Source organism: Micromonospora sp. NPDC047670 (assembly GCF_043204915.1).
Taxonomy (GTDB): Bacteria; Actinomycetota; Actinomycetes; order Mycobacteriales; family Micromonosporaceae; genus Micromonospora.
The window spans coordinates 517,258-542,740 of record NZ_JBIDDA010000002.1 but is presented as its reverse complement, the minus strand read 5'-3'; the positions used below and the strand labels follow the sequence as shown (position 1 = coordinate 542,740).

Annotated in this window: 27 protein-coding genes; 6 read left to right on the top strand and 21 right to left on the bottom strand. The window is 74.1% G+C overall.

Features of this window, described 5'->3' with window-relative positions; translation table 11 throughout:
• Nucleotides 1-57: 57 nt before the first annotated feature.
• Complete coding sequence (locus ACGF7U_RS07105) at nt 58-825, bottom strand: enoyl-CoA hydratase/isomerase family protein (protein WP_393103821.1); 768 nt, start codon at nt 823-825, stop codon at nt 58-60.
• Nucleotides 826-871: 46 nt separating this feature from the next.
• Entirely contained in the window at nt 872-1,099 is a 228-nt protein-coding gene (locus ACGF7U_RS07100) for a helix-turn-helix domain-containing protein (RefSeq protein WP_007462679.1), read from the bottom strand.
• 206 nt (nt 1,100-1,305) lie between these two features.
• On the opposite strand from ACGF7U_RS07100, the gene ACGF7U_RS07095 reads away from it, so the two are divergent.
• Nucleotides 1,306-1,905, top strand: a complete 600-nt coding sequence (locus ACGF7U_RS07095) for a cadmium resistance transporter (protein ID WP_393103819.1) — start codon at nt 1,306-1,308, stop codon at nt 1,903-1,905.
• Between the two features lie 14 nt (nt 1,906-1,919).
• On the opposite strand, the gene ACGF7U_RS07090 is transcribed toward ACGF7U_RS07095, so the two are convergent.
• The gene (locus ACGF7U_RS07090; protein WP_393103817.1) at nt 1,920-3,524 is read right to left on the bottom strand and encodes an ABC-F family ATP-binding cassette domain-containing protein; all 1,605 of its coding nucleotides are present in this window, start codon (nt 3,522-3,524) and stop codon (nt 1,920-1,922) included.
• A gap of 245 nt (nt 3,525-3,769) precedes the next feature.
• On the opposite strand from ACGF7U_RS07090, the gene ACGF7U_RS07085 reads away from it, so the two are divergent.
• Nucleotides 3,770-4,687 carry a neutral zinc metallopeptidase gene (locus ACGF7U_RS07085; RefSeq protein ID WP_393104155.1) on the top strand — a complete coding sequence of 306 codons (918 nt, stop codon included), beginning with the start codon at nt 3,770-3,772 and terminating at the stop codon, nt 4,685-4,687.
• 102 nt (nt 4,688-4,789) lie between these two features.
• Here ACGF7U_RS07085 and ACGF7U_RS07080 read toward each other — a convergent pair whose 3' ends face one another.
• The gene (locus ACGF7U_RS07080; protein ID WP_393103815.1) at nt 4,790-6,130 is read right to left on the bottom strand and encodes a carbohydrate-binding protein; all 1,341 of its coding nucleotides are present in this window, start codon (nt 6,128-6,130) and stop codon (nt 4,790-4,792) included.
• 216 nt (nt 6,131-6,346) lie between these two features.
• Between ACGF7U_RS07080 and ACGF7U_RS07075 the strand changes: the two genes are divergently transcribed.
• Nucleotides 6,347-7,327 carry a helix-turn-helix domain-containing protein gene (locus ACGF7U_RS07075; protein ID WP_393103813.1) on the top strand — a complete coding sequence of 327 codons (981 nt, stop codon included), beginning with the start codon at nt 6,347-6,349 and terminating at the stop codon, nt 7,325-7,327.
• A 104-nt stretch (nt 7,328-7,431) separates the two neighbouring features.
• The gene (locus ACGF7U_RS07070; protein WP_393103811.1) at nt 7,432-8,268 is read left to right on the top strand and encodes a carbohydrate-binding protein; all 837 of its coding nucleotides are present in this window, start codon (nt 7,432-7,434) and stop codon (nt 8,266-8,268) included.
• Nucleotides 8,269-8,534: 266 nt separating this feature from the next.
• Here ACGF7U_RS07070 and ACGF7U_RS07065 read toward each other — a convergent pair whose 3' ends face one another.
• The 4 genes from ACGF7U_RS07065 to ACGF7U_RS07050 form a co-directional block, all read right to left on the bottom strand.
• Nucleotides 8,535-9,983: a helix-turn-helix domain-containing protein gene (locus tag ACGF7U_RS07065; RefSeq protein ID WP_393103809.1), complete on the bottom strand. Its 1,449-nt coding sequence runs from the start codon at nt 9,981-9,983 to the stop codon at nt 8,535-8,537.
• Complete coding sequence (locus ACGF7U_RS07060; protein WP_393103807.1) at nt 9,980-11,332, bottom strand: helix-turn-helix domain-containing protein; 1,353 nt, start codon at nt 11,330-11,332, stop codon at nt 9,980-9,982. The genes ACGF7U_RS07065 and ACGF7U_RS07060 overlap by 4 nt, the downstream gene beginning before the upstream one ends.
• A gap of 102 nt (nt 11,333-11,434) precedes the next feature.
• A complete protein-coding gene (locus ACGF7U_RS07055) occupies nt 11,435-12,088 on the bottom strand; it encodes an acVLRF1 family peptidyl-tRNA hydrolase (RefSeq protein WP_393103805.1) in 654 nt (217 codons plus the stop codon).
• A 42-nt stretch (nt 12,089-12,130) separates the two neighbouring features.
• The gene (locus ACGF7U_RS07050) at nt 12,131-12,688 is read right to left on the bottom strand and encodes a TetR/AcrR family transcriptional regulator (protein ID WP_393103804.1); all 558 of its coding nucleotides are present in this window, start codon (nt 12,686-12,688) and stop codon (nt 12,131-12,133) included.
• A gap of 57 nt (nt 12,689-12,745) precedes the next feature.
• Between ACGF7U_RS07050 and ACGF7U_RS07045 the strand changes: the two genes are divergently transcribed.
• Complete coding sequence (locus tag ACGF7U_RS07045) at nt 12,746-13,726, top strand: DsbA family protein (protein ID WP_393103802.1); 981 nt, start codon at nt 12,746-12,748, stop codon at nt 13,724-13,726.
• 144 nt (nt 13,727-13,870) lie between these two features.
• Here ACGF7U_RS07045 and ACGF7U_RS07040 read toward each other — a convergent pair whose 3' ends face one another.
• The 10 genes from ACGF7U_RS07040 to ACGF7U_RS06995 all read right to left on the bottom strand — a co-directional run bounded on the left by ACGF7U_RS07040 (nt 13,871) and on the right by ACGF7U_RS06995 (nt 21,778).
• A complete protein-coding gene (locus ACGF7U_RS07040; protein WP_393103800.1) occupies nt 13,871-14,500 on the bottom strand; it encodes a LysE family transporter in 630 nt (209 codons plus the stop codon).
• On the bottom strand, nt 14,497-14,658 hold the full coding sequence (locus ACGF7U_RS07035) for a hypothetical protein (protein ID WP_393103798.1): 162 nt from the start codon (nt 14,656-14,658) through the stop codon (nt 14,497-14,499). The genes ACGF7U_RS07040 and ACGF7U_RS07035 overlap by 4 nt, the downstream gene beginning before the upstream one ends.
• 349 nt (nt 14,659-15,007) lie before the next feature.
• Entirely contained in the window at nt 15,008-15,442 is a 435-nt protein-coding gene (locus tag ACGF7U_RS07030) for a metal-sulfur cluster assembly factor (protein ID WP_393103796.1), read from the bottom strand.
• Nucleotides 15,439-15,915 carry a Fe-S cluster assembly sulfur transfer protein SufU gene (gene sufU, locus ACGF7U_RS07025; RefSeq protein ID WP_393103794.1) on the bottom strand — a complete coding sequence of 159 codons (477 nt, stop codon included), beginning with the start codon at nt 15,913-15,915 and terminating at the stop codon, nt 15,439-15,441. The genes ACGF7U_RS07030 and sufU overlap by 4 nt, the downstream gene beginning before the upstream one ends.
• A 42-nt stretch (nt 15,916-15,957) precedes the next feature.
• On the bottom strand, nt 15,958-17,262 hold the full coding sequence (locus ACGF7U_RS07020) for a cysteine desulfurase (RefSeq protein WP_393103792.1): 1,305 nt from the start codon (nt 17,260-17,262) through the stop codon (nt 15,958-15,960).
• A gap of 17 nt (nt 17,263-17,279) precedes the next feature.
• Nucleotides 17,280-18,053 (bottom strand): Fe-S cluster assembly ATPase SufC, encoded by a 774-nt coding sequence (gene sufC / locus ACGF7U_RS07015; RefSeq protein ID WP_393103790.1) that lies wholly within the window; start codon nt 18,051-18,053, stop codon nt 17,280-17,282.
• A complete protein-coding gene (locus tag ACGF7U_RS07010) occupies nt 18,053-18,379 on the bottom strand; it encodes a non-heme iron oxygenase ferredoxin subunit (RefSeq protein ID WP_393103788.1) in 327 nt (108 codons plus the stop codon). Before ACGF7U_RS07010 ends, sufC begins: the two co-directional genes overlap by 1 nt.
• Nucleotides 18,379-19,515: a Fe-S cluster assembly protein SufD gene (sufD, locus tag ACGF7U_RS07005; protein WP_393103786.1), complete on the bottom strand. Its 1,137-nt coding sequence runs from the start codon at nt 19,513-19,515 to the stop codon at nt 18,379-18,381. The genes ACGF7U_RS07010 and sufD overlap by 1 nt, the downstream gene beginning before the upstream one ends.
• A gap of 77 nt (nt 19,516-19,592) precedes the next feature.
• Nucleotides 19,593-21,023: a Fe-S cluster assembly protein SufB gene (gene sufB / locus ACGF7U_RS07000; protein WP_393103784.1), complete on the bottom strand. Its 1,431-nt coding sequence runs from the start codon at nt 21,021-21,023 to the stop codon at nt 19,593-19,595.
• Nucleotides 21,020-21,778, bottom strand: a complete 759-nt coding sequence (locus ACGF7U_RS06995) for a helix-turn-helix transcriptional regulator (RefSeq protein WP_393103782.1) — start codon at nt 21,776-21,778, stop codon at nt 21,020-21,022. The genes sufB and ACGF7U_RS06995 overlap by 4 nt, the downstream gene beginning before the upstream one ends.
• 98 nt (nt 21,779-21,876) lie before the next feature.
• On the opposite strand from ACGF7U_RS06995, the gene ACGF7U_RS06990 reads away from it, so the two are divergent.
• Nucleotides 21,877-22,839: a heme A synthase gene (locus ACGF7U_RS06990; RefSeq protein ID WP_393103780.1), complete on the top strand. Its 963-nt coding sequence runs from the start codon at nt 21,877-21,879 to the stop codon at nt 22,837-22,839.
• Between the two features lie 23 nt (nt 22,840-22,862).
• Here the strand turns inward: ACGF7U_RS06990 and ACGF7U_RS06985 are convergent, their stop codons facing one another.
• From ACGF7U_RS06985 to ACGF7U_RS06975, 3 genes are all read right to left on the bottom strand, one after another.
• Nucleotides 22,863-23,792, bottom strand: a complete 930-nt coding sequence (locus ACGF7U_RS06985; protein WP_393103778.1) for a RimK family alpha-L-glutamate ligase — start codon at nt 23,790-23,792, stop codon at nt 22,863-22,865.
• 6 nt (nt 23,793-23,798) lie between these two features.
• Nucleotides 23,799-24,131 carry a hypothetical protein gene (locus tag ACGF7U_RS06980; protein ID WP_393103776.1) on the bottom strand — a complete coding sequence of 111 codons (333 nt, stop codon included), beginning with the start codon at nt 24,129-24,131 and terminating at the stop codon, nt 23,799-23,801.
• Between the two features lie 355 nt (nt 24,132-24,486).
• A complete protein-coding gene (locus tag ACGF7U_RS06975) occupies nt 24,487-25,446 on the bottom strand; it encodes a heme o synthase (protein WP_393103774.1) in 960 nt (319 codons plus the stop codon).
• Nucleotides 25,447-25,483 lie beyond the last annotated feature (37 nt).

Below are 25,483 nucleotides of genomic sequence, written 5' to 3'. Positions count from 1 at the left end.
TCTCCCGACGACTCTGACAACCTCGGCCGTAACCCGGATCTTCCCGAACGGTCCTTACTATTCTCCCCGCCCGGCGAGATCGCGCAGCCGACGGGTCTGCGCCTCGCGCTCGGCCCGCTGCTGCTCGGCGGCGGATCGGCCGGCGGCACCGGCCAGCAGCGCCTTGATCTCCACCACCGCGTCCCGGTTGTTGGCCAGCAGGCCGGCGGTCAGATCGCGCACCGCGGCGTCCAGCTCGGCGTTCGGCACGACCAGGGTGGCCAGGCCGATCCGGTCCGCCTCGCCGGCGTCCAGGCGCCGGCCGGTGGCGCAGATCTCCAGCGCGCGGGAGTAGCCGACCAGGTCGACCAGGCGCTTGGTGCCGGCGAGATCCGGCACCAGGCCGAGCGTCACCTCGGCCATCGAGAACTTCGCGTCCTCGGCGAGCACCCGCAGGTCGCAGGCGAGCGCCAGCTGGAAGCCGGCGCCGATCGCGTGGCCCTGCACGGCGGCGACGGAGACGATGTCCGGCCGGTGCAGCCAGGTGAAGCCGCCCTGGAGCTCCGCGATCCGGTCCGCGCACTCCTGCTCCGGCAGGGTGGCGAGCTCGGCGAACGAGCCCGGCCCGGACGCCCCGGCCACCGTCAGGTCGAGGCCGGCGGAGAACGCCCGACCCTCGCCGCGGACGACCACGACGCGCACGTCGCCGGGGAGATCCCTGGCGAAGTCGCTCATCGCCTGCCACATCGCCGGGGTCTGCGCGTTGAGCACGTCGGGCCGGCACAGCGTGACCGTCGCGACCGGCCCGTCACATTCCAGCCGAACCCCGGTCGCCTCGGCGGTCACCGGGCGACCCGGGGTGCGGCGCTGGTGGACGACGCTGGTGGGCGGATCACGCCTTCTTGCGGCGCCGGGCGCCGCCACGCTGCCGCAGCTGAACCCCGGACTCGGTGAGCACCCGGTGGATGAACCCGTAGGAACGGCCGGTCGAGGCCGCGAGCGCGCGGATGCTCTCACCCGAGGTGTACCGCTTGACCAGGTCCTTGGCGAGCGTCTGACGCTCGGCTCCGACGATCCGGCGACCCTTCTCAGTGCTGGTGGCTGTGCCAGTGGCTGCCATGCTGTGTCCTCACGTCCCAGACTGTGCGGTTCGGATACGGTCCCACCTATTAGACCGCCTCGAACGATCATGCGCCAGATATCAACTCTTCGCCAACCGACACGCTATGCGTTGTCACCTTCCCGGAAGAGTGACACTTCCGACGCGATCCGGGTCCCCCCGCGGGCGCCCGGACGGCGGCGGCGGGCGCTCCGTACCCTGCTCGGGTGATCGACCTCCTCGGCACCGCCGCCGGCGCGGCGGTGGTCTTCGCCGCCACCGACATCGACGACATCGTCATCCTGACGCTGTTCTTCGTCGCCGCCCGGACCACCGGGCGTCCCCGGCCCTGGCAGATCGTGGCCGGGCAGTACCTGGGGATCGGCGCGCTCGCGCTGGCCAGCGCGGTGGCCGCGGCCGGGCTGCTGGTGGTGCCCGACCCGTGGACCGGGCTGCTGGGCCTGCTGCCGATCGCCCTCGGCGTCCGCGCGCTGCTCGACCGCGACGCCGACGAGGGCCCGGCGGTGGTGGGCTCCGCCCTCGGCGTGGCCGGGGTGACGATCGCCAACGGCGCCGACAACGTCGCCGTCTACGTGCCGGTGTTCCGCGCCCTCGGCCTCGCCGACAGCGCGGCCTTCCTGCTGGTCTTCGTGGTGCTCATCGCGCTCTGGTGCGCGGCCGGCGCCTGGCTCGGCGGCCACCCCCGGGTGACCCGGCTGGTCGAGCGCGCCGGGCACCGGCTCGTCCCGGCCATCTTCGTCGCCATCGGCCTGGTCATCCTGGCCACCTCCGGCGTCCTGACCCACCTGCTCGCCCTGGTGCGCTGAGCGCGGCGCCCCGGTCAGGCGAGTTCGACGAGTTCGAGCAGGTCGTCGCTCCAGGCGTCCTCGTCGCCGTCGGGGAGCAGGATGGCGCGGTCGGGCTTCAGCGCCATGACCGCGCCGGGGTCGTGGGTGACCAGCACGATCGCGCCCGGGTAGCGGGCGATGGCGTCGAGCACCTGCTCCCGGCTGACCGGGTCGAGGTTGTTCGTCGGCTCGTCCAGCAGCAGCACGTTCGCCCCGGAGCAGACCAGGGTGGCCAGGGCCAGCCGGGTCTTCTCGCCGCCGGAGAGCACCCCGGCCGGCTTGTCCACGTCGTCGCCGGAGAACAGGAACGCGCCGAGGATCTTGCGCAGCTCGGTGTCGGTCTGCTCGATGGCGGCGCTGCGCATGTGCTCCAGCACCGTCCGCTCCACGTCGAGCGTCTCGTGCTCCTGCGCGTAGTAACCCAGCCGCAGGCCGTGCCCGGCGTGCACCTCGCCCGTGTCCGGCTCCAGCAGGCCGCCGAGCATCCGCAGCAGGGTGGTCTTGCCGGCGCCGTTGAGGCCGAGGATGGCCACCCGGGAGCCCCGGTCCACCGCCACGTTGACGTCGGTGAAGATCTCCAGCGAGCCGTACGACTTGGACAGGCCCGTCGCGGTGAGCGGCGTCTTGCCGCACGGCGCCGGGCTCGGGAAGCGCACCTTCGCCACCTTGTCGGCGACGCGGACCTCCTCCAGGCCGGCGATGAGCTTCTCGGCCCGCCGGGCCATGTTCTGCGCGGCGACGGTCTTGGTGGCCTTGGCCCGCATCTTGTCGGCCTGCGCCATCAGCGCACCGGCCTTCTTCTCGGCGTTGGCCCGCTCCCGGCGGCGGCGGCGCTCGTCGGTCTCGCGGGCCTCCAGGTACGCCTTCCAGCCGAGGTTGTAGACGTCGACCACCGAGCGGGTGGCGTCGAGGAACCAGACCTTGTTCACCACCGACTCCAGCAGCGAGCCGTCGTGGGAGATCACGATCAGGCCGCCCTTGTGGTTGGCGAGGAAGCCGCGCAGCCAGGTGATCGAGTCGGCGTCGAGGTGGTTGGTCGGCTCGTCGAGGAGCAGGATGCCGCCGCCGTTCTCCCCCGCGTCGCGGAACAGGATCCGGGCCAGCTCGATGCGGCGGCGCTGACCGCCGGAGAGGGTGCCGATGGTCTGGGCGAGCGCCCGGTCCGGCAGCCCGAGGTTGGCGCAGATCCGGGCGGCCTCGGCCTCGGCGGCGTACCCGCCCAGGGAGGCGAACTGGTCCTCCAGCGCGCCGTAGCGGCGGACCAGCTTGTCGTCGGCGCTCTCGGCGAGCTTGGCCTCGATCTCCTTCATCTGGGCCATCAGCACGTCCAGGCCCCGCGCGGAGAGCACCCGGTCGCGGCCGGTGACCTGCAGGTCGCCGGTCCGCGGGTCCTGCGGGAGGTAGCCGATGGCGCTGCGCCGCTCGATCTGCCCGGCGTACGGCTGTCCCTCGCCGGCGAGCACCTTGAGCGTGGTGGTCTTGCCGGCGCCGTTGCGGCCGACCAGGCCGATCCGGTCACCCGGCTGCACCCGCAGCGTGGTGTCGGACAGCAGGATCCGGGCGCCGGCGCGCAGCTCCAGGCCGGTGGCAGTGATCATGTCGGAGGACTCGCTCTCGGGATCTGGAAGGGCTGACTCAGGGCACGCGAAAGCGCCGGCGAGCACGAGGCCCGTCGGCGCGGGGCGGTTCAGCCTTCGCAGAGCAGCACGGGGGCAAGTGTACCGGGCGCCGCCCGAGCGCCCCTCCGGATTACCGGCCAAGATCATCGGGTACCGAAACACCGTCCGGACCCGGTCCGGTACCGCAACCACCAAAACGGATCGAAACGGTGATCGGGGTAGACATGGAGCTGAACGAGAACGCGCGGATCGACACCAGCCAGGTGGACGACCGGCGAGGATCCGGCGGGGGCGGCGGGCTGGGCGGCATCCCCATCCCGATCGGCGGCGGCCGGGGCGGCATCGTCGGCCTCGTCATCGCCGTGCTGGTCGCCCTCGTCGGCGGCGGCTTCGGTCTGAACGCCGCCACCAACGGCGGCGGGGACCCGCAGGGCGACAACACGTCGCTGGAGCAGAAGTGCTCGGCCGACGACGCGCTCAAGCAGCTCGACTGCCGCAACGCGCTCTACGTCAACTCCATCCAGGCGTACTGGCGCACGGCCCTGCCCGAGGCGTTCGGCGAGCAGTACCGCCCGTCGCGGACGGTGTTCTTCAGCCAGGGCGTCAGCACCGCCTGCGGGCAGGCCGACTCCGGCGTCGGCCCGTTCTACTGCCCCGCCGACGACCTGGTCTACATCGACCTCACCTTCTACCAAGTGTTGGCGCAGCAGCTCGGCGCGGAGGGCGAGTTCGCCCAGCCGTACGTGCTGGCCCACGAGTACGGCCACCACGTGCAGGACCTGCTCGGCACCGAGGCCCAGATGCGCCGCCAGCAGCAGCGCGACCCGGACAGCGCCAACGCGCTCTCGGTGAAGCTCGAGCTCCAGGCCGACTGCTACGCCGGCGCCTGGGCGAAGAACGCCACCGGCACCGCCGACGAGAGCGGCCAGAAGATCTTCACCAGCATCACCGAGCAGGACATCCGGCAGGCCATCGACACCGCCGAGAAGATCGGCGACGACGCCATCTCCGAGCGGGCGAACCGGCCGGTGAACCCGGAGGAGTTCACCCACGGCTCCTCCGAGCAGCGCCGGCAGTGGTTCACCCGGGGCTACGAGACCGGCGACCCGAAGTCCTGCGACACCTTCGGCGGGGCGCTGTGACGGCAGCGGGACGGGCGGGCTGACCGCCCGTCCGGACGGACGCGCGTACGGGCCCGGTCGCCACGGCGACCGGGCCCGTACGTGTTGCGGCGCAGGCGGTGGTCAGACCCGCTGCCAGAGCGCCGGCACGTTCGGCGGCTCCCAGCCGGGCTGCGCGGTGTGCCCCTGCAGGCAGCGGTAGGAAACCCCGGCGTAGTCGACCGTCGCGCCGGTGGCGTACACGGCGCCGACCTGCCAGGTCGTGCCGCCCGGCGGGTTGCCGGTCGAGGTGGGCGTGGGGGTCGGGCCGGGGCCCGCGGTGGTGACCAGGCTCAGCCCGTACGCCGCCAGGATCGGGTTGACGGGCTGGAAGTACATGGTGCCGCCGGTGCTGCAGTTGCCGGAGCCGCCCGAGGTGACCCCCTGGGCCTGGTCACCGGAGATCCAGGAGCCGCCGGAGTCGCCCGGCTCGGCGCAGGCGTTGCTGCGGGTCAGCCCGCTCACCGTGCCCTCGGGGTAGGTCACCGAGGCGTTCTTCTGCTGGATGGTGCCGCAGCGCCAGCCGGTGGTGGAGCCGGACCGGCAGACCGCCGCGCCCACCGCGGCCTCGACGCTGCCGGCCACGGCCACCGTCCCGCCCCGGTAGTCGTTGACCAGCCCACGCGGGGTGTTCCCGGCGTCCACCTGCACCCAGGCGTAGTCGCGGCCGGGGAAGGTGGAGCCGCGCACCGTGCCGCCCGGTTGCGAGGTGCGGGCGCCGGCCCGGCCGCAGTGGCCGGCGGTGACGAAGCCGCCGCTGACCGAGAACCCGATCGAGCAGCGGCTGCTGCCGGTGTAGTAGGCGTTGCCGCCGATCACGTCCGCGTACGGCCTCGGGTCCTCCGTGCTGGCGCGGACGCGCAGCACGCCGGCCGGCACCCCGGCGGCGGCCGCGAAGGAGCGGACGGCGGACGCGCCGCCGTCGCGCGCGAGGACCACGACGGCGTTGCCGGGCAGGTCGGCGTACCAGCCGATCACCGCGGCCGGCGCGGCGGCGGCCCCGCGGTTCAGCCGGTCGACAGCCGCGTCCAGGGCACGCTCGGGGTACGTCACCGGAACCGGGAGCGCGCCGAGGTTGCGGACCGAGGCGGCGTCGGCGGCGCTGGTGACGCCGACCGCCACGGCGTCGCCCCGCTCCACGACCCAGGTGCCGCCGTAGCGGGCGCCGAGGGTGGTGCGCAGCACCCGCTGGACCCGGCTGGCCCGGTCGTCGACGTCGAGACGGGCGCGGGCCTGGGCCGGGGTCAGCCGCAGGTCCCGCTGCAGGGCGGCGAACATCTCGGGGGCGACGCCGTCGGGGGCGGCGACCGGGGCGGCGGACGCGGCGGTGGGCTCGGTGCCGGCGTGGGCGGACAGGGCAACGGTCAGCACCAGGGCAGCGGCACTCAGGGTAGTCGCCGTCACGGTGGCTGTTCGGCGGAGCATGGGGTTCTCCTCGCGGTCGGGACAGTGTGGAGGGGCGAAGCGACCGGGTGTGAGCAGGCACGAAGTGCCGATCGACGGGCTGACGGCCGGTGCGCTACTAGAGAGACAACATTTGTTGTTAACTCTGTTGCCATTACCGTAGGTTAGGCATCCGATGCCGTCAATAGAGGTGGCGGTCGATCTGACCCCGTCTCGCGTCAGCGCAGGGAGTTGCCCGTGTCCCCGTCGCGCCCGCCCGCCCCGTCGCCCCGCCCGGCCCCGTCCGTCCGATCACGACCGGCCGTCGCCGGAGCACCGTCGGCGCTGCCCCGCCACCACCTGGCGGCGCCCGCCCCGGACGGCGTGCCGTTCGCCGTCGGCACCTTCGACGAGATCGGCCCGCTGTCGCGCGCCGACTTCCCGCACCGGCACACCTTCTACGAGCTGGTGTACGTCACCCACGGCCGGGCGTCGCACGTCATCGACCTCGACGCCCACCCCGTCCGGCCGCCGCACCTGTTCGTGGTCACGCCGGGCCAGGTGCACCACTGGCGGGACCAGCGCGACCTGCGCGGGCACGTGCTGCTCTGCGCCGCCGAGTTCCTGCTCACCGTGCCGGCGGCCCGCGACGCGCTGCACCGCTCGACCCACCGCTCCTGGCGCCCCCGCGACGCCACCCAGGCGAGGAGGGTCGTCACCCTGCTCCGCTGGACGACCGCCGAACACCGCCGGGCCGCGCCGGGCCACGACAACACCCTCCGGGCCTACCTGCACCTCCTGCTCACCGAGGTACTCCGGGCCCGCCCCACCCGGCCGGCCCCCGACCCGCCGCCCGAGGCCACCACCCGCAACCGCCGGGCCGCCGCCATCGCCCGCCGCTTCGAGGAACTGCTCGCCGAGCCGGACCTCGTCGGCGAGCCGCCCCGCACGTACGCCCGCCGGATCGGCGTGTCGGTGCGCCACCTCAACGCCGCGGTGCCGCTGGCCACCGGTACCACCCCAGTCCGGCTGATCCGCCGGGCCCGGGTGCTGGAGGCGAAACGCCTGCTGACCGGGACCGACCTGACGGTGGCCGCCATCGCCGGCCGGCTCGGCTTCGCCGACCCCGCCTACTTCTGCCGGTTCTTCCGCCGCGAGGTCGGCGACTCCCCCGGCGCGTTCCGACGGGACGGCGGAAAACACCACGACCGCGACCTGCGACACATCGACGCGCCCTGACGTCGGTCAATAGCGTCGGATCGCCGGCCGCGCCGGCTGACCCGGCTTCGCGGCCCACGGCCCGGCCGAACCGGGAACCCGTTGCCCCACGAGGAGGAGCGCTCATGAACGGTGCACCAGACCACGCGCAGGAGCCCGGCGAGCCGGGTCCCCGCGGCGGCGTGACACGCAAGAGCGTGCTGAAGGTGGCGGCGCTGGCGCTGCCCGCTCCGTTCCTGGTCGCCGGCGCCGCCCAGGGCGTCGGCACGGAGGCGACCGCGTCGCCACCGCCCCTCACCCCGTACTGCGACGACGGCGACGACCCGACGCCGGAGCAGATGGAGGGCCCCTACTTCAAGCCGAACTCGCCGCGGCGGACGTCCCTTGTCGAGGCCGGCGTGGTCGGCACCCGGCTCACCGTCACCGGCCACGTCTTCGGGCTGGACTGCCGGCCGGTCCCCGGCGTGCTGCTGGACTTCTGGCAGGCGGACGCCAACGGCGCCTACGACAACACCGGCTACCGGCTGCGCGGCCACCAGTTCACCGACGCCGCGGGCGCGTACCGGCTCACCACGATCGTGCCGGGCCTCTATCCCGGACGGACGCGGCACATCCACGTCAAGGCACAGGCGCCCAACCGGCCGGTGCTCACCACCCAGCTGTACTTTCCCGGCGAACCGCGGAACAACACCGACCCGATCTTCGACCCCGCCCTGCTCATGGCGGTGCGTGCGGTGGACGGCGGCCGGGAGGCCAGCTTCGACTTCGTGCTGAACGTCACCTCCGGTCCCACCCCCACCCCGACCGGCACCGCGCCCGGCGGCACCTGGGCACCCGGCACCGCGTACCCGGCCGGCGCCCGGGTGACGTACGGTGGCCTGGGATACCGGTGTCTCCAGGCGCACACCGCCCAGCCCGGCTGGGAGCCGCCGCACACGCCGGCGCTCTGGGCCAGGGACTGACGCGGGACCGTGAAACGTACCGGTCGCCCGTCCTGTCGTGGGTCGGGGGCGGGCGACCGGTCGCCCCAGGGTCCACAGCGGCCCGGACGTGCCGGGCGCGGGCCGGACGTGCCGGGCCCACGGCGGTGCCGGGCGCGGGCCGGACGTGCCGGGGCTACCGGTCCGGGCGGGGCGGCGTCCATGGCCGGGGCACGGCCGGGCGGGGCGGTGTCCACATCGGGCGGGCACGGGCCGGCCGCGCGACGGCCGTTGCGGGGCCGGTCGAATCAGGCCGAGCCGCGGAGCGCCGAGACCCGTTCGCCGAGCTGCTCCACCTGGTGCAACCCGTCGCGGAGCAGGTCGAGCGCGTCCCCGGGCCGGTCCCACCCGTCGAGCCGGTCCGCCAGCAGGAGGACCAACGCGGCCAGCTCCCGGCGCCGCCCGGCCGCCCGGTAGCCGGCGATCGCCGCCCGCAGGTGCCGCTCGGCGCCGGCCCGTTCCCCGACGTCGGCCCGCAACAGCCCACGCACCCGCTCGGCGCGGGCCGCCACCACCGCGTCGCCGTCCGGGTCGGCGTCCCGCAGCAGCGCCTCGGCGCGCTCGGGCTGCCCCAGGGCGTGGTGGACCTCGGCCAGCTCCACCCCGACGTCCCCGGCCAGGGCCCGCTGCCCGGCGTCGGCCAGCGCCGTGTGCGCGTCCGCCAGGTCGGCGAGGGCGCCGGCCAGGTCGCCGGCCGCCCGGCGCCCCTGCCCCCGGGCCCGGTGGCAGCACGCCAACTGCACCCGCATGGCGACCTGCCGGGCCGCCTGGCGGGCCTGCTCCGTGGCGACTTCGGCCTCCGCCGCCCGTCCCGAGGCGAGCAGCGAGCGCGCCACGGCCAGGTGCAGCTCCGCCACCCGGGCCGGCGCGGGCAGCACCGCCAGGGCCAGGGCCCGCGCGGCGTCCTCCGCCGCCGCGTCCCCGTCGCCGAGCGCCACGTGGCAGAGCACCAGCTCGGCGTGGAGGGCCAGCAGGGCCGACGGGTCCGGATAGCCCTCCCGGGTCAGCGCGTCCCGTGCCTCGGTAAGCAGGTAGCGGGCGTACCGGGGATCACCGGCGCGGCACGCCACCGCCGCGCGGCCGGCCACCACCTCCGCACGAACGTGCGGCGGCGCCCCTGCCAGCAGCTCCTCGGCCCGGTCCACCTCGACTGACGCGGCGTCGAGATCGCCCCGGCGCAGCGCGGCACCGGCCAGACCGAGCCGGGCCCGGGCGGCCAGCACCGGCTCGGCCAGGTCGACGGCGACCACGGCCACCTCCCGGAGGAGGGCGCTCGTCCCGCCCGCCGCCCCGGCCAGGTCCGCATCGACCAGCCGGAGACACAGGCGCACCGCCTCGGCCGGCGAGCGGCCGGTGGTCAGGTCCGCGGGGGTGACGCCGAGCCGCTCGGCGAAATGGGCGACGGCGTCGGCGGAGGGCATCCGGCGTCCGCCCTCGACGGCGGAGACATAGGCCGCGGTGTACCGCGGCTCGGCAAGGGCGCGCTGGGTCAGGCCCCGCTCCGCCCGCAACCGCTGGAGGCGCACGCCCAGCCCGCCCGACGCCCCACCTGCGACGACAGGCTCCGGCGGCCCGGACGCAGGCACCCGCTCCGCGACGACCGGCTCCGGCCCGGACGCAGGCACGCGCTCCGCGACGACCGGCTCCGGCCCGGTCGCGGACACGCGCTCCGGCGTGGCGGGCTCCGACCGGGTCACGACAGGCGCTCCGCCGCGCGCAGGCCCCGACGCAGCACCGCCGCGGCCGCGTCCCGCTCCGACCGGCCCAGCAGCAGCTCGGCGAGGTGGCGGCAGGTGATCACCACGTCCCCCATCAGGCCGGCCCGCTCGTACCGGTCGACCGCGCGCAGCAGCAGCCGCCGCGCCTGGTCGTCGTCGCCCTGGGCGGCCCGCACCAGCCCGCGTACCCGGTCGGCCTCGGCCATCAGCTCACGGTGGTCGCAGGCGGCAACCGTCCGGGCGGCCTCCTCGGCCAGCTCGCCCGCCTCGTCGAGGGCACCCTCCCGCCGGCGCGCCTCGGCCAGCTCCAGCGTCGCCCCGGCGTGGTCGAGCACCGCGCCGACGGCGCCCAGCATCTCCCGGGCGGACCGCAGTTCCGTTCCCGCCTCCCCCGGCCGCCCGGCCCGCAGCAGCACGTAGCCACGGGCCCAGCGGCACAGCGCGATCTCGCGGGTCAGCCCCAGCTCGGCGTAGCCCCGGGCGGCCTCGCGCAGGTGCCGGTCCGCCTCGGCCAGCTCGCCGTCGCGGCGCAACTGCCCGGCCACGGCGTGGAACTGCGCCACCCACTCCCGGTTGCCCACCCGGCCGAGCAGGGGCGTCACCTCCCGCTCCAGCCGCCGGGCCCGCTCCCGCCAGCTCAGCTCGAGGAACGTGTACATCAACGCGTTGGTCAACCGCAGCTCGGCGTCGGCGTCCGCCGGCGGCGCCACCCGCAGGTCCCGCAGGCCGCCCTCCAGCATCGCCACCGCCCGCGGGGCGTCCCCGGTGACCAGCAGGCAGTACGCCTGCCGGGCCAGCACCGCCGCGCGCAGCGCCGGGCACCCGTCGGGCAGCGCCTTCGCCAGTTCGTCGTAGCGGGCGGCGGCGTCCTCCGTCAGCCCCCGGTGCAGTTGCGCCTCCGCCAGGTGGTATCCGGCCCAGCCGGCCAGTTCGGACAGTCGGTAGTGCTCCGCCCGGCGGCGTACCGCGGTCAGCGCCCGCTCGGCGGCGTCCAGCCGGCCGGCGGAGAGGGCCCGCCTGGCCGCCGCGTGCTCGGCCGCGAGCCGGGCGGCGGCGTTGGCCGGTCGGCCGTACCGCAGGTCGTCCACCGGCAGCCCGAGCCGGTCCGCGAAGTATGCCAGCGCCTCGGGGCTGGGCATCCGCGCGCCCGACTCCACCGCGCCGAGGAACGCGCGGGTGTAGCGGGAGCCGACCACCTGCTGCTGGGTCAGGCCCCGGGCCACGCGCAGCCGCCTGATCCGGTGGCCCAGGCTCTCCACCACCAGGTCGTCGTCGGGGGCGCTCTCGGCACCGACCACGACGACGTCGGCCGCAGCCGTCTCCGCCATCCCGGCTCCTTCCCCACCCTCCCGCCCAGCCTAGTGCGACCGCCGTCCGGCCGGCCGGCCCCGAGCGGCGTCCCGCCGGGCCGGAGTCGCCCTGGCCCCGGATCAGGACGGCGCGGGGTCGCGCACCAGGATCCGGACGGCCCGGGCGCCGGCGACGGCGGCGACCAGCACCGCGTGCCGGGGCTCGGGGACGTCGAGCAGGCGCTCGGCGCGGAGGGCGGCGAGCGGGGCGAGCCGCCGGTCGGCGAGGACGGTGTCCACCGCACGCCGGTCGCCGCCGCAGACCAGCGCGCTCAGCGACGGCGCCGCCGGCAGCAGCAGGCGTACGGCCAGGTCGGCGGCGTCGCCCAGCGCCGCCTTCGCCTGGTTGTCGCGGCGTCGGGCGAAGCGCTGCTGGGACCAGCCGCCGGCGGCGGTGCGGCCCTGCACGTACCGGGTGTCCACCTTGGAGACCGTCAGCTCCTCCCCCGCCGCCACGCCGACGGCGACCGCGCCCTTGCGGGCCAGCAGCAGGCCGATCCGGCGGGGCGTGACCGCGGCGGCCACGAAACCGGGCACGTCCGAGGCGGCCCGCGCGCCGGGCGGGGTGTGCAACTCGGCGCTCGCGCCGTCCGGGGCGGCGAGCAGCAGGCCGTACGCCTGCGCGGTGGTGACGGGCGGGCCGTGCCGGTCGGCGAAGCCGGCGACCCAGCGGGCGACCCGGCCCGGAGCCACCTCGACCCACCGGCCCCCGCCTACCGCCGGCCTGCCGACCACGACAACCTCCCTGGTGACGTTCGTGCCGGAACGCGGGCCGGTTCAGCCACGGAGCAACCGCCACGTCGCGAGCGCCGTGTCGGCCGCGCCTGCCGGCGCCCCCGCCGCCGTCCAGGTGGCGATGACGCCGGTCAGGGCGCCGGCGAGGTAGGCGGCGTGGACGTCCACCGGCACGTCGTCCGTCCCCCGGGGACGGGCCCGGCCCTCCAGGCTCCGCCGCAGTTCGGCGGCGAGGCGGTCCCGCAGGCCCGCCGCGAAGCGGGCGCTGCCGTGCGGGGACAGCATCCGACGGTAGAGGACGGCGTTGGCGGCGACGGTGTCGAAGAGGTCGCGGAGCGGCTGCGGCGGCTCGTCGCGCGGGGCGTCCAGCGGGCAGAGCGCCGCGGCGCGCGCCACCTGGGCCACCGCCTCCTCCATCGCGTCCGCGACGAGCGCGTCCAGATCGGGGAAGTGGAGGTAGGTCGTCGCGCGGTTCACCCCGGCCCGCTTGGCCACCTCGGCGATCGTGATGTCGCCCAGCTCCCGCTCGGCCGCCAGGTCGAGGACGGCCGCCCGCAGCCTGGCCCGGGTCCGCCGGACGCGGGGGTCGGAGGTGTTCACCCCGCCACTATACGACACCCGTGGTTTATGCGACAGGTGTCGGGTAACCTGGCGGGCATGCGGATCGAGATCTGGGCGGACGTCGTCTGCCCGTGGGCGTACATCGGCAAGCGGCGGCTGGAGCGGGCGCTGGCGTCCTGGGAGGGTGACCCGGTCGAGGTCGTCTGGCGGCCGTACCGGATCGACCCGTCCGCCCCCGCGCCCGGCGAACCCCTGGCGGACGTGCTGCGGGACCCGATGGTGGACGCCGCCCTGCGGGGGTGCGCGCCGGACCTCACGCCCGACGAGAACCGGGAACGCGTCTCCCGCATCGCGCTCGCCGAGGGCCTCGGCCCGCGCTGGGGCGCCGGCTGGCGGGCCAGCAGCCACGACGCCCACCGCCTCCTCGCCCTCGCCCACGAGGCCGGCGGCGCGCGCCTGCAGGACGCGGTGGCCGAGGAGGTCATGCGGGCACACTTCGTCGACGCCCTGGACATCAGCCTGCCCGGCGTGCTGGACGAGGTGTCCCGCCGGGCGGGCTTCCCGGCGGGAGGTGGGCTGCTGGCCGACGGCGGCGGCGACGCGACCGTCCGGGAGTTGGTGCTGCGGGGCCGGGCCGCGGGGGTGGCGACCTCCCCGACGTTCGTCGTGAACGGCGCGGCACTGCGGGGCGCCCAGCCCCCGGAGGTCATCCGCGGCTTCCTGACCGAGGCCGCCCGGCGCAGCCCGCGGCAACTCCCCGAGGAGGTCGAGCGCCTCCGGCACGCCGAGGCGCTGCTGGATCTCGGCGACCCCCTCGGCGCCCTGACCCTGCTCCGGCCCCTGCTGGACGCCCACGGCGACGATCGCGGCACCCGGCTGCTCGCCGCCCGGGCATACTTCCACTCCGCCCAGCTCAGCCGGGCCCTGGCGATCCTGGAGCCGCTGGCGGCGGCCGCGCCGGACGACGCGTACGTGCAGTTGCTGCTCGGGCGGACCCTCCAGCGGCAGGGCGACGCCCGGCGCGCCGCCGCCCACCTGCGCCTGGCGGCGGCCATGTCCCCCGGCTACGCCGCCTGACACCCGGGTCGCCCGCCGGGGTCGTCACGCCGCGGCCCGGGCAGGCCGTCCGCGGCGATGTCGGCGCGGCGGGGCCGGGCGGGCGGCCCGGGGCGTGGCGTCGCGGCGAGGCCGGGCCGGCGGGCGTGCGGCCCGGCCCCGGACTCATCGCGGCAGCAGCATCACGGTCGCCAGCGCCGCGATGAGACCGCTGGAGACCAGCGCCGTGACGCGCCGACCGCGCGGCCCGGCCAGGGTCCGCCCGACGAGGGTGCCCCCGCCGGCGATCAGCAGCTGCCAGCTCGCCGACGCGACGAAGGCTCCCGCCACGAAGAGCAGCGCGCCGGCCACGCCCGGATCCGCGCCGCCCTGCCGCCCGATGACGAGGGCGGCGAAGTAGACCACCGTCGCCGGGTTCAGCAGGGTCAGCGCGAGCACGCCGCCGAAGGCCCGCATCGGGGTGTCCAGGCCCCGGCGGGTGCCGGCCGGGACGCCCGGCCCGGTGCGGGGTCGTAGGGCGCGCCAGGCGGTGTGGCCGGCGAGGGCGAGCAGCACGACCGCAGCGGCCAGCCGCAAGGGCCCGGCGACCGGGGCGATCAGCCCGGCGACGGCGGCCCCGCCGAGGGCCGCCACGGCGGCGTAGAGCCCGTCGGCCGTCGCCACCCCCAACGCGGCGGCGGCACCGACCCGGAACGACGTGCGGGCGCTGAGCCCGAGGATGAGCACGGCGATCGCGCCGACCGGAACGGCGACGCCGTAGCCGGCGACCAGACCGGCCAGGAACGCCCCGGTCACGACGGTCGGTGGCGGCCCGAGACGACCCCGCGCACCGTCCGCTGTCGCCGCGCGCCGATGGTCGCGGCAACGAGGACGGGCTTCATCGGGTACGTCTCGATCACGCCCCGATCCTGCTCCCTGATGCCACCCTCCGCCACCGAATTGCTGACCGCCACGGTCACCGCCTCGAACGGGGCGGGGCCAGGGGCACCGGTGGTTTGGCCGCCACCCCGGACGCCCGGTCACGCCGAGACCCGGGCGCGGCCACGGCCACCGGCCGGCACGGCGGCCCGGGCCGCTGGCGTCGGCAGCCGAGCGGGGTGGGCCGCTCAGCGGTGTTCGGCGTTGTCCGGCGCCGGGGTTCGCAGGGATTGTTCGAGGATCCCGGCTCAGGTCGGCGGCCAGGGCCGCCCGCACGGGCGGACCGGCGGTCAGGCAGGCGGCGCGAGCCGGAGCAGGAGGAGAGACACGTCGAGCGCGCCACCCGGAGGGGCGGCGCGCTCGACGGACCGGCGCTGGGCCGGGTCAGACGTTGAAGCCGAGGGAGCGGAGCTGGTCGCGCCCCTCGTCGGTGATCTTGTCCGGCCCCCACGGCGGGAGCCACACCCAGTTGATCCGGATGTCGTCGACCAGGCCGCCGCCCGGCCCGGTGGTCAGCGCCTGCCGGGCCTGGTCCTCGATCACGTCGGTCAGCGGGCAGGCCGCCGAGGTCAGCGTCATGTCCAGGGTGGCGACGTTGTTGTCGTCGACGTGCACGCCGTACACCAGGCCGAGGTCGACCACGTTGATGCCCAGCTCGGGGTCGACGACGTCCTTCATCGCCTCCTCGATGTCGGCGACGGCGGCCTTCCCCCGGGCCGCCGGCGCGGCGTCCGTGGCCGGCGTGGCGGCAGCCGTTTCCGGCGCCGCCCTGCCCTCGGCCGCCGGCGTCGCCGCGGTGGCGGTGTCCTCGCTACTCATGCCTTAACCTCCGAAGGGCTCACGCCCACGCCGGCGCGTGCCGCGGCGTCCTTGAACGCCATCCACGGCAGCAGCGCGCACTTGACCCGGGCGGGGTAGCGGGCGACGCCCGCGAACGCGACCCCGTCACCGAGCACGTCCTCGTCCGGCGTGACCTGGCCACGGCCGGACATCAACTCGACGAACGCCTCGTGCACCTGGAACGCCTCACCCGCGCCCCGACCGACCAGCAGCTCGTGCAGCACGCTCGCCGACGCCTGGCTGATCGAGCAGCCCATGCCGTCGTACGAGACGTCGTGCAACACGTCGCCGTCGGTGGCGACCCGGACGGTGACCTCGTCGCCACAGGTCGGGTTCACGTGGTGCGCCTCGGCCACCCGGTCCGCCGGATCGCCCGCGTCCCGCAGGCCACGGCCGTGCGGGTGCTTGTAGTGGTCCAGGATGATCTCCTGGTAAAGAGACTCAAGCTGCATCAGGCTGAACTCCCGTAGATCCGCGGGCTCCCGCGTCGCCGCTCACTCGAACACCTTCCGCACCTGCTCCAGGCCCGCCACCAGGGCGTCGATCTCCTCGGTGGTGGTGTAGAGGTAGAACGAGGCCCGCGTCATGGCCGGCACGCCGAACCGGGTGCACACCGGCCGGGCGCAGTGGTGGCCGACCCGCACCTGCACGCCGAGGGAGTCGAGCACCTGTCCCACGTCGTGCGGGTGGATGTCGCCGAGGGCGAACGAGATGGTGCCGCCGCGGCCCACCGGCACGTTCGGCCCGAAGATCCGCAGGCCGCGCACCGAGCCGAGCGCGTCCAGCGCGTACGCCGTCAACTCCTTCTCGTGCCACTGGATGGCGCGCATCCCGATGCCGCTGAGGTAGTCGACGGCGGCGCCCAGCGCGACGGCCTCGGCGATCGGCGGGGTGCCCGCCTCGAACCGGGCCGGCGGCGCGGCGAACGTCGAGCCGGCCATCGACACCGTCTCGATCATCGAGCCGCCGCCGAGCACCGGCGGCATCGCCGCCAGCAGCTCGGCCCGGCCCCAGAGCACCCCGATGCCGGTCGGGCCGCACATCTTGTGACCCGTGAAGACGATGAAGTCGGCGTCGTAGTCGACCACGTCCATCGGCAGGTGCGGCACCGACTGGGAGCAGTCGAGCAGCAGCAGCGCCCCCACCTGCCGGACCCGCTCGGTGATCCGCGAGGTGGCGTTGACGGTGCCGAGGATGTTGGACATGTGCACCAGCGAGACGATCTTCGTCCGCTCGGTGACCAGCTCCTCCAGCCCGGACTCGTCCAGGCGCCCGTGATCGGTGACGGGGAACCAGCGCAGCGTCGCGCCGGTGCGCTCGGCCAGCAACTGCCACGGGACGATGTTCGAGTGGTGCTCCATCTCGGAGATCACGATCTCGTCGCCGGGGCCGAGCCGGAAGCGGGGGTCGGCGTCGGGCCGCAGCGAGGCGTTGGAGAACGCGTACGCCACGATGTTGATCGCCTCGGTGGAGTTCTTCGTGAACACCACCTCGTCCACGCTGGGCGCGTTGATGAACGCGGCGATCTTCGCCCGCGCGCCCTCGTACGCCTCGGTGGCCTCCGTGCCCAGCGTGTGCACCGAGCGGGACACGTTGGCGTTGTGCCTCGCGTAGTGCTCGGCGAGCACGTCGAGCACCTGCCGCGGCTTGTGCGAGGTGTTGGCGCTGTCGAGATAGACCAGCGGGTGCCCGTTGACCTCCCGGTCGAGGATCGGGAAGTCGGCGCGCACCGTGGCCACGTCGTAACGCGGCACGTCGTCGTACTGCGGCATCCCCGGTGGGATCGCGATGGTGGTCACCTCAGCTGGTCCTTCGCTCAGGCCCGCGCCGAACCGGCCCCGGCGACGTACCGCTCGTAGCCCTCTTCCTCGAGCTTGTCGGCCAGCTCCCGGCCGCCCTGCTCGACGATCCGGCCGGCGACGAAGACGTGCACGAAGTCGGGCTTGATGTAGCGCAGGATCCGGGTGTAGTGGGTGATCAGCAGCATCCCGGTGTCGCCGGTGTCGCGGACCCGGTTGACGCCCTCGCTGACCACGCGCAGCGCGTCCACGTCGAGGCCGGAGTCGGTCTCGTCGAGGATGGCGATCTTCGGCTTGAGCAGCTCCAGCTGCACGATCTCGTGCCGCTTCTTCTCGCCGCCGGAGAAGCCCTCGTTGACGTTGCGCTGGGCGAACGCCGGGTCCATCTGGAGGCGCTCCATGGCCCCGCGCAGCTCGCCGCCCCAGGTGCGCAGCTTCGGCGCCTCGCCGTCGATGGCGGTCTTGGCGGTACGCAGGAAGTTGGCCACCGAGACGCCGGGCACCTCGACCGGGTACTGCATGGCCAGGAAGAGGCCGGCGCGGGCCCGCTCGTCGACGGACATGGCCAGCACGTCCTCGCCGTCGAGGGTCACCGAGCCGCCGGTGATCTCGTACTTGGGGTGGCCGGCGATCGAGTAGGCCAGGGTCGACTTGCCGGACCCGTTCGGGCCCATGATCGCGTGGGTCTCCCCCGACTTCACCGTCAGGTCTACCCCGGCGAGGATCGGCTTGAGCTCACCCTCGGGCAGCTTGACCGACACCTTCAGGTCGCGGATCTCCAGGGTGCTCATTATCGGGTCACTCCATTGCTCGGCGTCAGGCTGACGTAGATGTCGCCGTCGCGGACTTCGACGGGATAGACGGGAACGGGTTCGGTGGCGGGCAGCCCGGTCGGCTCGCCGGTCCTCAGGTCGAAACGGGAACCGTGCAGCCAGCATTCCAGCGTGCAGCCCTCGACCTCCCCCTCGGAGAGGGCGACCGCGGCGTGGGAGCACTCGTCGTGGACGGCGTAGAAGGTGTCGTCCTCGCCGTGCACGATCGCGATCTGCGTGCCGTCGACGTCCGCGCTGATCGCGGTGCCCTTCGGCACGTCCTCGGTCGAGCAGATCTTGATCATCAGGCGCCGGCCTTCGCCAGTCGGGCCTCGATGGCGTCGCCGAGCCGCTCGCGCAGGTCCTCGACCGGGATCTTGTTGATCAGCTCGGCGAAGAAGCCGCGGACCACCAGGCGGCGCGCCTCGGCCTCCGGGATGCCCCGGGCCATCAGGTAGAACAGCTGCTCGTCGTCGAAGCGGCCGGTCGCGCTCGCGTGGCCGGCGCCGGCGATCTCGCCGGTCTCGATCTCCAGATTGGGTACGGAGTCCGCCCGCGCGCCGTCGGTGAGCAGCAGGTTCCGGTTGATCTCGTACGTGTCCGTGCCGGTCGCCTCGGCGCGGATCAGCACGTCGCCCACCCAGACGGTGCGCGCGCTCTCGCCCTGCAGGGCGCCCCGGTAGCCGACGTAGCTGCGGCAGTCCGGCACGCTGTGGTCGACCAGCTGGCGGTGCTCCAGGTGCTGCCCGGCGTCGGCGAAGTAGAGGCCGTACAGCTCGGCCTCGCCGCCCCGCTCGGTGTACTCCACCGAGGTGTACTGCCGGACCAGGTCGCCGCCGAGGCTGACCTGGACGTGCACCACCTTGGCGTCCCGGCCCAGCTTCACCTTCAGGTGCTGGGCCTGCACGGCGTCGTCGGCCCAGTCGGCGACGGTGACCAGGGTCAGCTTCGCCCCGTCGGCCACCGTCACCTCGACGTTGTCGGCCAGCGTCGCGCTGCCCTGCTGGTCGAGCACGACGGTGGCCTCGGCCAGCGGCTGCACGTCCAGCAGGATGTGCTGGTGGGCGACGCCGTCCCCCTGCCCGCGGGTCTCGATGGAGACCATGTCGCGCAGCACGGCCTCCCGCGCCACGGTCACCACGAGGGCCTTGTCGAACCGGCTCCACGCCTGGGCGCTGAGCCGGTCGAACGGCACCAGCACCCGGCCGAGGCGGGCGTCGTCCCGCTCGACCCACTCGGCGGTGACGCCGTCGGGCGCCCACACCTGCGTGACGATCTGCCCGGCCGACGCCGCGGCGTCGTCGAGCAGGCCCCGCAGCCGCTTGAGCGGGGTGAAGCGCCACTCCTCCTCCAGGCCCGTCAGGGCCGGGAAGTCGGCGACGTCGTACGAGCGGAGCGCCTGCGACTTGGTGCTGGGCGGCGCGGAAGCCTGGGTAGTCATCTCTTCCTTGGTCTGTTCTGCGTAGTCGGAGGGTCAGTCGGGCTGGTCGCGACGCGACGGGTCCGGGCCGGGCGGGGTCAGCCGACCGCGCCCTCCATCTGCAGCTCGATCAGGCGGTTGAGCTCCAGGGCGTACTCCATCGGGAGCTCCTTGGCGATCGGCTCGATGAAGCCGCGCACGATCATCGCCATCGCCTCGTCCTCGCTCAGGCCCCGGCTCATCAGGTAGAAGAGCTGGTCCTCGCTGACCTTGGAGACGGTGGCCTCGTGCCCCATCGACACGTCGTCCTCGCGGATGTCGACGTACGGGTAGGTGTCCGAGCGGGAGATGGTGTCGACCAGCAGCGCGTCGCACTTGACCGTGCTGCGGCTGTTGGTCGAGCCCTCCAGCACCTGCACCAGACCCCGGTAGGACGTCCGGCCGCCGCCACGGGCGATCGACTTCGAGACGATGGTCGAGGAGGTGTGCGGGGCGGCGTGCACCATCTTGGCGCCGGCGTCCTGGTGCTGGCCCTCGCCGGCCATGGCCACCGAGAGCACCTCGCCCTTGGCGTGCTCGCCGGTCATGTAGACCGCCGGGTACTTCATGGTGACCTTGGAGCCGATGTTGCCGTCGATCCACTCCATGGTCGCGCCCTCGTGGCACACGGCGCGCTTGGTGACCAGGTTGTAGACGTTGTTCGACCAGTTCTGGATGGTCGTGTAGCGGCACCGGGCGTTCTTCTTGACGATGATCTCCACCACGGCGCTGTGCAGCGAGTCCGAGGAGTAGATCGGCGCGGTGCAGCCCTCGACGTAGTGCACGTACGCGCCCTCGTCGACGATGATCAGCGTCCGCTCGAACTGGCCCATGTTCTCCGTGTTGATCCGGAAGTAGGCCTGCAACGGGATCTCCACGTGCACGCCCTTCGGCACGTAGATGAACGAGCCGCCGGACCACACGGAGGTGTTCAGCGCGGCGAACTTGTTGTCGCCGACCGGGATGACCGTGCCGAAGTACTCCTTGAAGATGTCCTCGTGCTCGCGCAGCGCGGTGTCGGTGTCGAGGAAGAGGACGCCCTGCTCCTCGAGGTCCTCACGGATCTTGTGGTAGACGACCTCGGACTCGTACTGCGCCGCGACACCGGCGATCAGCCGCTGCTTCTCCGCCTCGGGGATGCCCAGCTTGTCGTAGGTGTTCTTGATGTCCTCGGGCAGGTCCTCCCAGCTGGTGGCCTGCTTCTCGGTGGACCGGACGAAGTACTTGATGTTGTCGAAGTCGATCCCGGTGAGGTCGGCGCCCCAGGCCGGCATGGGCTTGCGGCCGAACAGCCGCAGACCCTTCAGCCGCAGGTCGAGCATCCAGGCCGGCTCGTTCTTCTTGGCCGAGATGTCCCGCACCACCGCCTCGTTGAGGCCGCGCTGGGCGACCGCCCCGGCGACGTCGGGGTCGGCCCAGCCGTACTCGTAGCGACCCAGGGCGGCGAGCTGCTCTTCCTGGGTCAGGGGCTGGACGATCTGCTCGGTCATCTATCTGTCCTCACAGTGGTGACGGTCTTACCGGACTGGGCACGCCCCGGCTGGGCGGGAATGTGCGTGGTGCACACCCCGTCGCCGTGCGCGATGGTGGCCAGGCGCTGCACGTGGGTGCCGACCAGGCGGGAGATCACCGCGGTCTCGGCCTCGCACAGCTGGGGGAACTCGGCGGCCACGTGCGCCACCGGGCAGTGGTGCTGACAAAGCTGGCCGCCGGAGGCGATCGTGGACGCGTTGGCAGCGTAGCCCTCGGCGGTCAGCGCCCCGGCGAGCGCCTCGGCCCGCGCGAGGGGGTCGTCGCCGGCATCCTCCATGGCGGCCCGGCAGCGGGCCTCCAGGGCGGCGACCTGGTCGGTGGCGAACGCCTCGACGGCCTCGGAGCCGCCGTTGCGCGCGATCCAGCGCAGCGCGGCGGTGGCCATGTTGTCGTAGTGGTGGGTGCCGCAGCGGCCGCGGGCCGCGTCGGTCAGCAGGAACACCTTCGCCGGCCGGCCCCGGCCCCGGTGGCCACGGACGGTCTGGTCGCGGGCGACCACGTCACCGTCGGCGAGCATCGCGTCGAGGTGCCGGCGGATCGCGGCCGGGCTGAGCCCGAGCGCCGAGCCGAGCTGCGCGGCGGTGGTCGCACCCCGCTCCAACAGCAGCTGGGTGACCCGGTCACGGGTGGAGAGATCCGCGACGGACGCGGACTGACCGGCGGCCGGAGGGGCCGCCGGCTGCTGCCCCGAGAGCGCCGCCGCGTTTTTCACAACGCCCACGTTACGTAATTCGTCGGAGGGCCGCAAACCCGGGTCCCGGTGATCCGAACCACCGCGCCGGCGGAGTCGCACGAACCTCGATCACTACGGTGCGTAGGATTTGCGCCGTGACTCCATCCGTCCGGTTCCCGGTCTCCACCGCTCTGCTGCGCCGTCTCGCGCTCGCCTCGATCATCGCGAACGTGGGCATCGTCGTCACCGGCGGGGCGGTCCGGCTCACCGAGTCCGGTCTCGGCTGCCCCACCTGGCCCCGGTGCACGGACGAGTCGTACGTGGCAACCGCCGAGATGGGCATCAACGGGGCGATCGAGTTCGGCAACCGCCTGCTCACCTTCGCCGTCGGCGTCATCGCGCTGGCCGTCCTGGTGGCCGTGCTGCTGCACCGCCCCCGCCGGCGGGAGCTGGTCCCGCTGGCGGTCGCCGTGCTCTTCGGCATCCCCGCCCAGGCGATCGTCGGCGGCATCACCGTGCTCACCGACCTCAACCCGTGGGTGGTCGGCCTGCACTTCCTCGCCTCGATGCTCGTCATCGCGGCCGCGTACGCGCTCTGGCGGCGGATCAACGATCCGGCCGGTCCGGCGGTGGCCGTGGTGCCGGCGCCGCTGCGGACCCTGGCCGTGCTCACCACCGTGGTCAGCGCCGCCGTGCTGGTGGTCGGCACCTGGGTCACCGGCAGCGGCCCGCACGCGGGCGACCACGGCGCGGCCCGCAACGGGCTCGACCCGGAGACGATCGCCCAGGTGCACGCCGACGGCGTCTTCCTGCTGATCGGCCTCTCGGTGGCCCTCGTCTTCGCCTTCCGCGCGGTCGGCGCGGACCGGGCCGCACGGGCCGCCGTGGTGCTGGTCGCGGTGGAGCTGGGTCAGGGCGTGATCGGCTTCGTGCAGTACTTCACCAACCTGCCGGCGCTCCTGGTCGGCGCGCACATGCTCGGCTCCTGCCTGGTGCTGCTGGCCACGCTCTCGGTGCAGTGGTCCACCCGTGCGCGCCGCCCCGTCGCGCCGACCCCGGACCCCGCCCCCGCCGAGGACGCCGTCCCGGTCGCCGCCTGACGGGCGGCGCCGGCCGCCCGGGCTCAGACGCCGCGCGGCGGGCGGCGCAGGTGGGTCAGGATCGCGTCGGCCAGCCGGTCGGCGGCGCCGTCGGCGTACCCGAGGAACAGCGACGGCTCGGTGAGCTCCAGCTCCACCAGGACGGGCGCGCCGTCCGCACCCGGGATCAGGTCCACCCGGGCGTAGAGCAGCCGCTCCGGACCGCCGGGCACCGCCGCGAGGGCCTGCTCCGCCACCGCCAACTGCTCCGGGGCGGCGGTGCGGGCGGTGATCTCCTCGGGCTTGTAGAGCCCCTCGGTGCCCAGGTCCGGGCCGGTCAGCATCGGGCCCTTGCGGATGGCGTGGCTGAACGCCGGACCCGCCGGCCCGGCCAGGAAGAGCAGCGCGGTCTCGCCGACCGTGTCGACCGCGTCGAGGTACGGCTGCACCATGGCCAGCCGGCCCGCGTCCGACAGCCGCCGCACGTGCGCGGCGGCCAGCCCCCGGTGCTCCGGGTCGGCCAGGTCGTAGCGGCCGGTGTCCTGGCTGCCGGCGCTGACCGCCGGCTTGACGACGTACTCGCCACGCTCGGCGGGCGGCTGCCAGGTCTCCCCCGGCGCGACCCAGGACGTCGGCACGGTCGGCACCCCGGCCGCCGACAGCTCGCCCAGGTAGCGCTTGTCGGTGTTCCAGCGCACCACGTCGGCCGGGTTGGCCAGGCCGGGCACGGTCGACGCCCAGGCGACGAACTCGTCGCGACGCAGCGCGTAGTCCCAGGGCGAGCGGAGCACCGCCAGGTCGTACGCCGACCAGTCGGCGGCGGGATCGTCCCAGACCACCGGCTCGGCGGTCACGCCGCGCACGGTCAGCGGGGCGAGCAGCAGCCGGTCGTCGGGGTCGAGGTCGGGCAGTTCGGCACAGGTGACGAGAGCGACCCGGGGTTCCCCCCGGGTCGACTGGTGGTGGTCGGTCAATTTATGTCAACGGGCCATCGAGCGCCGGGCCATCGACCGCCAGAGGTCGTTGCTCGGACGCATCTGGTCCATGAGTTCACGCTCCCAGGCGTTCTCGACGGTGACTCCCGCCATCGCACAGGCCTCCCGCGCGACGACGGTGTCGTCCGCGAACTGGTCGCCCCACACCCCGTCCTCGCCGACGAGGACGATGCGGGCGCCGCGCTTGCCGACGTACTCGATGACCGCCTTCGCCCCGCCGTGCCCGGCGGCGAACGACTTGATGCCCGCGACCAGGCCGTTGGGGGCCTGACCGGCGGTCTGATCGGCCGTCAGCGTCGTATCGGAACCTTCTGCCATGACGCGAAGCGTAAGCAGACTTCCACCCGGGCGGGCGAGAACCATGAACCTTTTGTGATGCCAATTACCTGGAGGTTTAAGGAAGATCACAGGCGAACTGCCCGGCTTTATCCGACTTATCAGCGCAAAGTTTCGCCCCGAACCGACCCGTCGCGGGGCAGGGCGAACTGTTCGGGCGGATACCGAAGCTGTCCCCGATGTGACAAGAAACCCGGACAAGGCATACACGATGGTGATTTGCGGGCACGGCGACCGGCGGGGACCCGGAAAGCCCCGACCGCTTCGACCCTGACCCGGTCGGCTCGGCAGGGGCGCGCCGGACCTCCGGCGGAGGCCGGCGGGGACGCGGCGGGGATCAGATCAGCGCGTCGAGCGCGACGGCGGCGAAGAGGATGGTCAGGTAGGTCGTCGACCAGTGGAACAGCCGCATCGGCTTGACGGCCTGACCACGCGAGACCCGGCGGGCGAGCTTGTGCGCCTCCACCACGAAGATGGCGCCGACCACCACGGCGGGCACCCCGTAGATCGCGCTCATCCCCAGCGGCCACACCGCCAGCGAGGAGGCCACGGTGAGCCAGGCGAAGACGATGATCTCGGTGTTCACCCGGCGGGCGGAGGCGACCACCGGCAGCATCGGGATGCCGGCGCGGGCGTAGTCGTCCTTGTACTTCATCGCCAGCGGGTAGAAGTGCGGCATCTGCCAGAAGAAGACCACCGCGAAGAGCGCCCACGCGGCCGGCGCCAGCGACCCGGTCACCGCCGCCCAGCCGATCAGCACCGGCGCCGCCCCGCAGGCGCCGCCCCAGAACGTGTTCGCCGTGGTGGTGCGCTTGAGCCAGAGGGTGTAGACCACGTCGTAGTAGACGATCGCGGCCAGCGTCAGCCCGGCGGCCAGCAGGTTGGTGAACGCCACCATCAACGCGACCGACACCGTCGCCAGCACCAGCCCGAAGATCAGCGCGCTGCGCGGCGACACGGTGTGCGCCGGCAGCGGGCGGCGCTTGGTGCGCCGCATCAGCTGGTCGATGTCCCGGTCGATGTAGCAGTTGATGACGCTGGCCGCGCCGGCGGCGAGCGAGCCGCCGACCAGCACCACGGCCATCAGCCACAGCGACGGCAGGCCGCCGTCCGCGAGCATCATCGCCGGCACGGTGGTGACGAGGAGCAGCTCCACGATCCGCGGCTTGGTCAGCGTCACGTACGCCGAGACCACCGCGCGGACGTCCCGGCGGCCGACCGCCGGCGCCTCCGCCGCCGTGCGCACCGGCGGCTTCCCGGCAGAGTTGCTGACGGGGCGCTCGGTGATCATGCTCACGGATTGCCACCTTCCGGCGTCGGCAGGGGAGGTCGGG

Excerpts from the sequence above, each read along its gene's own strand:
- ACGF7U_RS07100 (WP_007462679.1), bottom strand. The coding sequence starts at position 1,099 with ATGGCAGCCACTGGCACAGCCACCAGCACTGAGAAGGGTCGCCGGATC.
- ACGF7U_RS07090 (WP_393103817.1), bottom strand. The coding sequence starts at position 3,524 with ATGATCACTGCCACCGGCCTGGAGCTGCGCGCCGGCGCCCGGATCCTG.
- ACGF7U_RS07085 (WP_393104155.1), top strand. The coding sequence starts at position 3,770 with ATGGAGCTGAACGAGAACGCGCGGATCGACACCAGCCAGGTGGACGAC.
- ACGF7U_RS07080 (WP_393103815.1), bottom strand. The coding sequence starts at position 6,130 with ATGCTCCGCCGAACAGCCACCGTGACGGCGACTACCCTGAGTGCCGCT.
- ACGF7U_RS07070 (WP_393103811.1), top strand. The coding sequence starts at position 7,432 with ATGAACGGTGCACCAGACCACGCGCAGGAGCCCGGCGAGCCGGGTCCC.
- ACGF7U_RS07060 (WP_393103807.1), bottom strand. The coding sequence starts at position 11,332 with ATGGCGGAGACGGCTGCGGCCGACGTCGTCGTGGTCGGTGCCGAGAGC.
- ACGF7U_RS07045 (WP_393103802.1), top strand. The coding sequence starts at position 12,746 with ATGCGGATCGAGATCTGGGCGGACGTCGTCTGCCCGTGGGCGTACATC.
- ACGF7U_RS07030 (WP_393103796.1), bottom strand. The coding sequence starts at position 15,442 with ATGAGTAGCGAGGACACCGCCACCGCGGCGACGCCGGCGGCCGAGGGC.
- sufU (WP_393103794.1), bottom strand. The coding sequence starts at position 15,915 with ATGCAGCTTGAGTCTCTTTACCAGGAGATCATCCTGGACCACTACAAG.
- sufC (WP_393103790.1), bottom strand. The coding sequence starts at position 18,053 with ATGAGCACCCTGGAGATCCGCGACCTGAAGGTGTCGGTCAAGCTGCCC.
- ACGF7U_RS07010 (WP_393103788.1), bottom strand. The coding sequence starts at position 18,379 with ATGATCAAGATCTGCTCGACCGAGGACGTGCCGAAGGGCACCGCGATC.
- sufD (WP_393103786.1), bottom strand. The coding sequence starts at position 19,515 with ATGACTACCCAGGCTTCCGCGCCGCCCAGCACCAAGTCGCAGGCGCTC.
- sufB (WP_393103784.1), bottom strand. The coding sequence starts at position 21,023 with ATGACCGAGCAGATCGTCCAGCCCCTGACCCAGGAAGAGCAGCTCGCC.
- ACGF7U_RS06980 (WP_393103776.1), bottom strand. The coding sequence starts at position 24,131 with ATGGCAGAAGGTTCCGATACGACGCTGACGGCCGATCAGACCGCCGGT.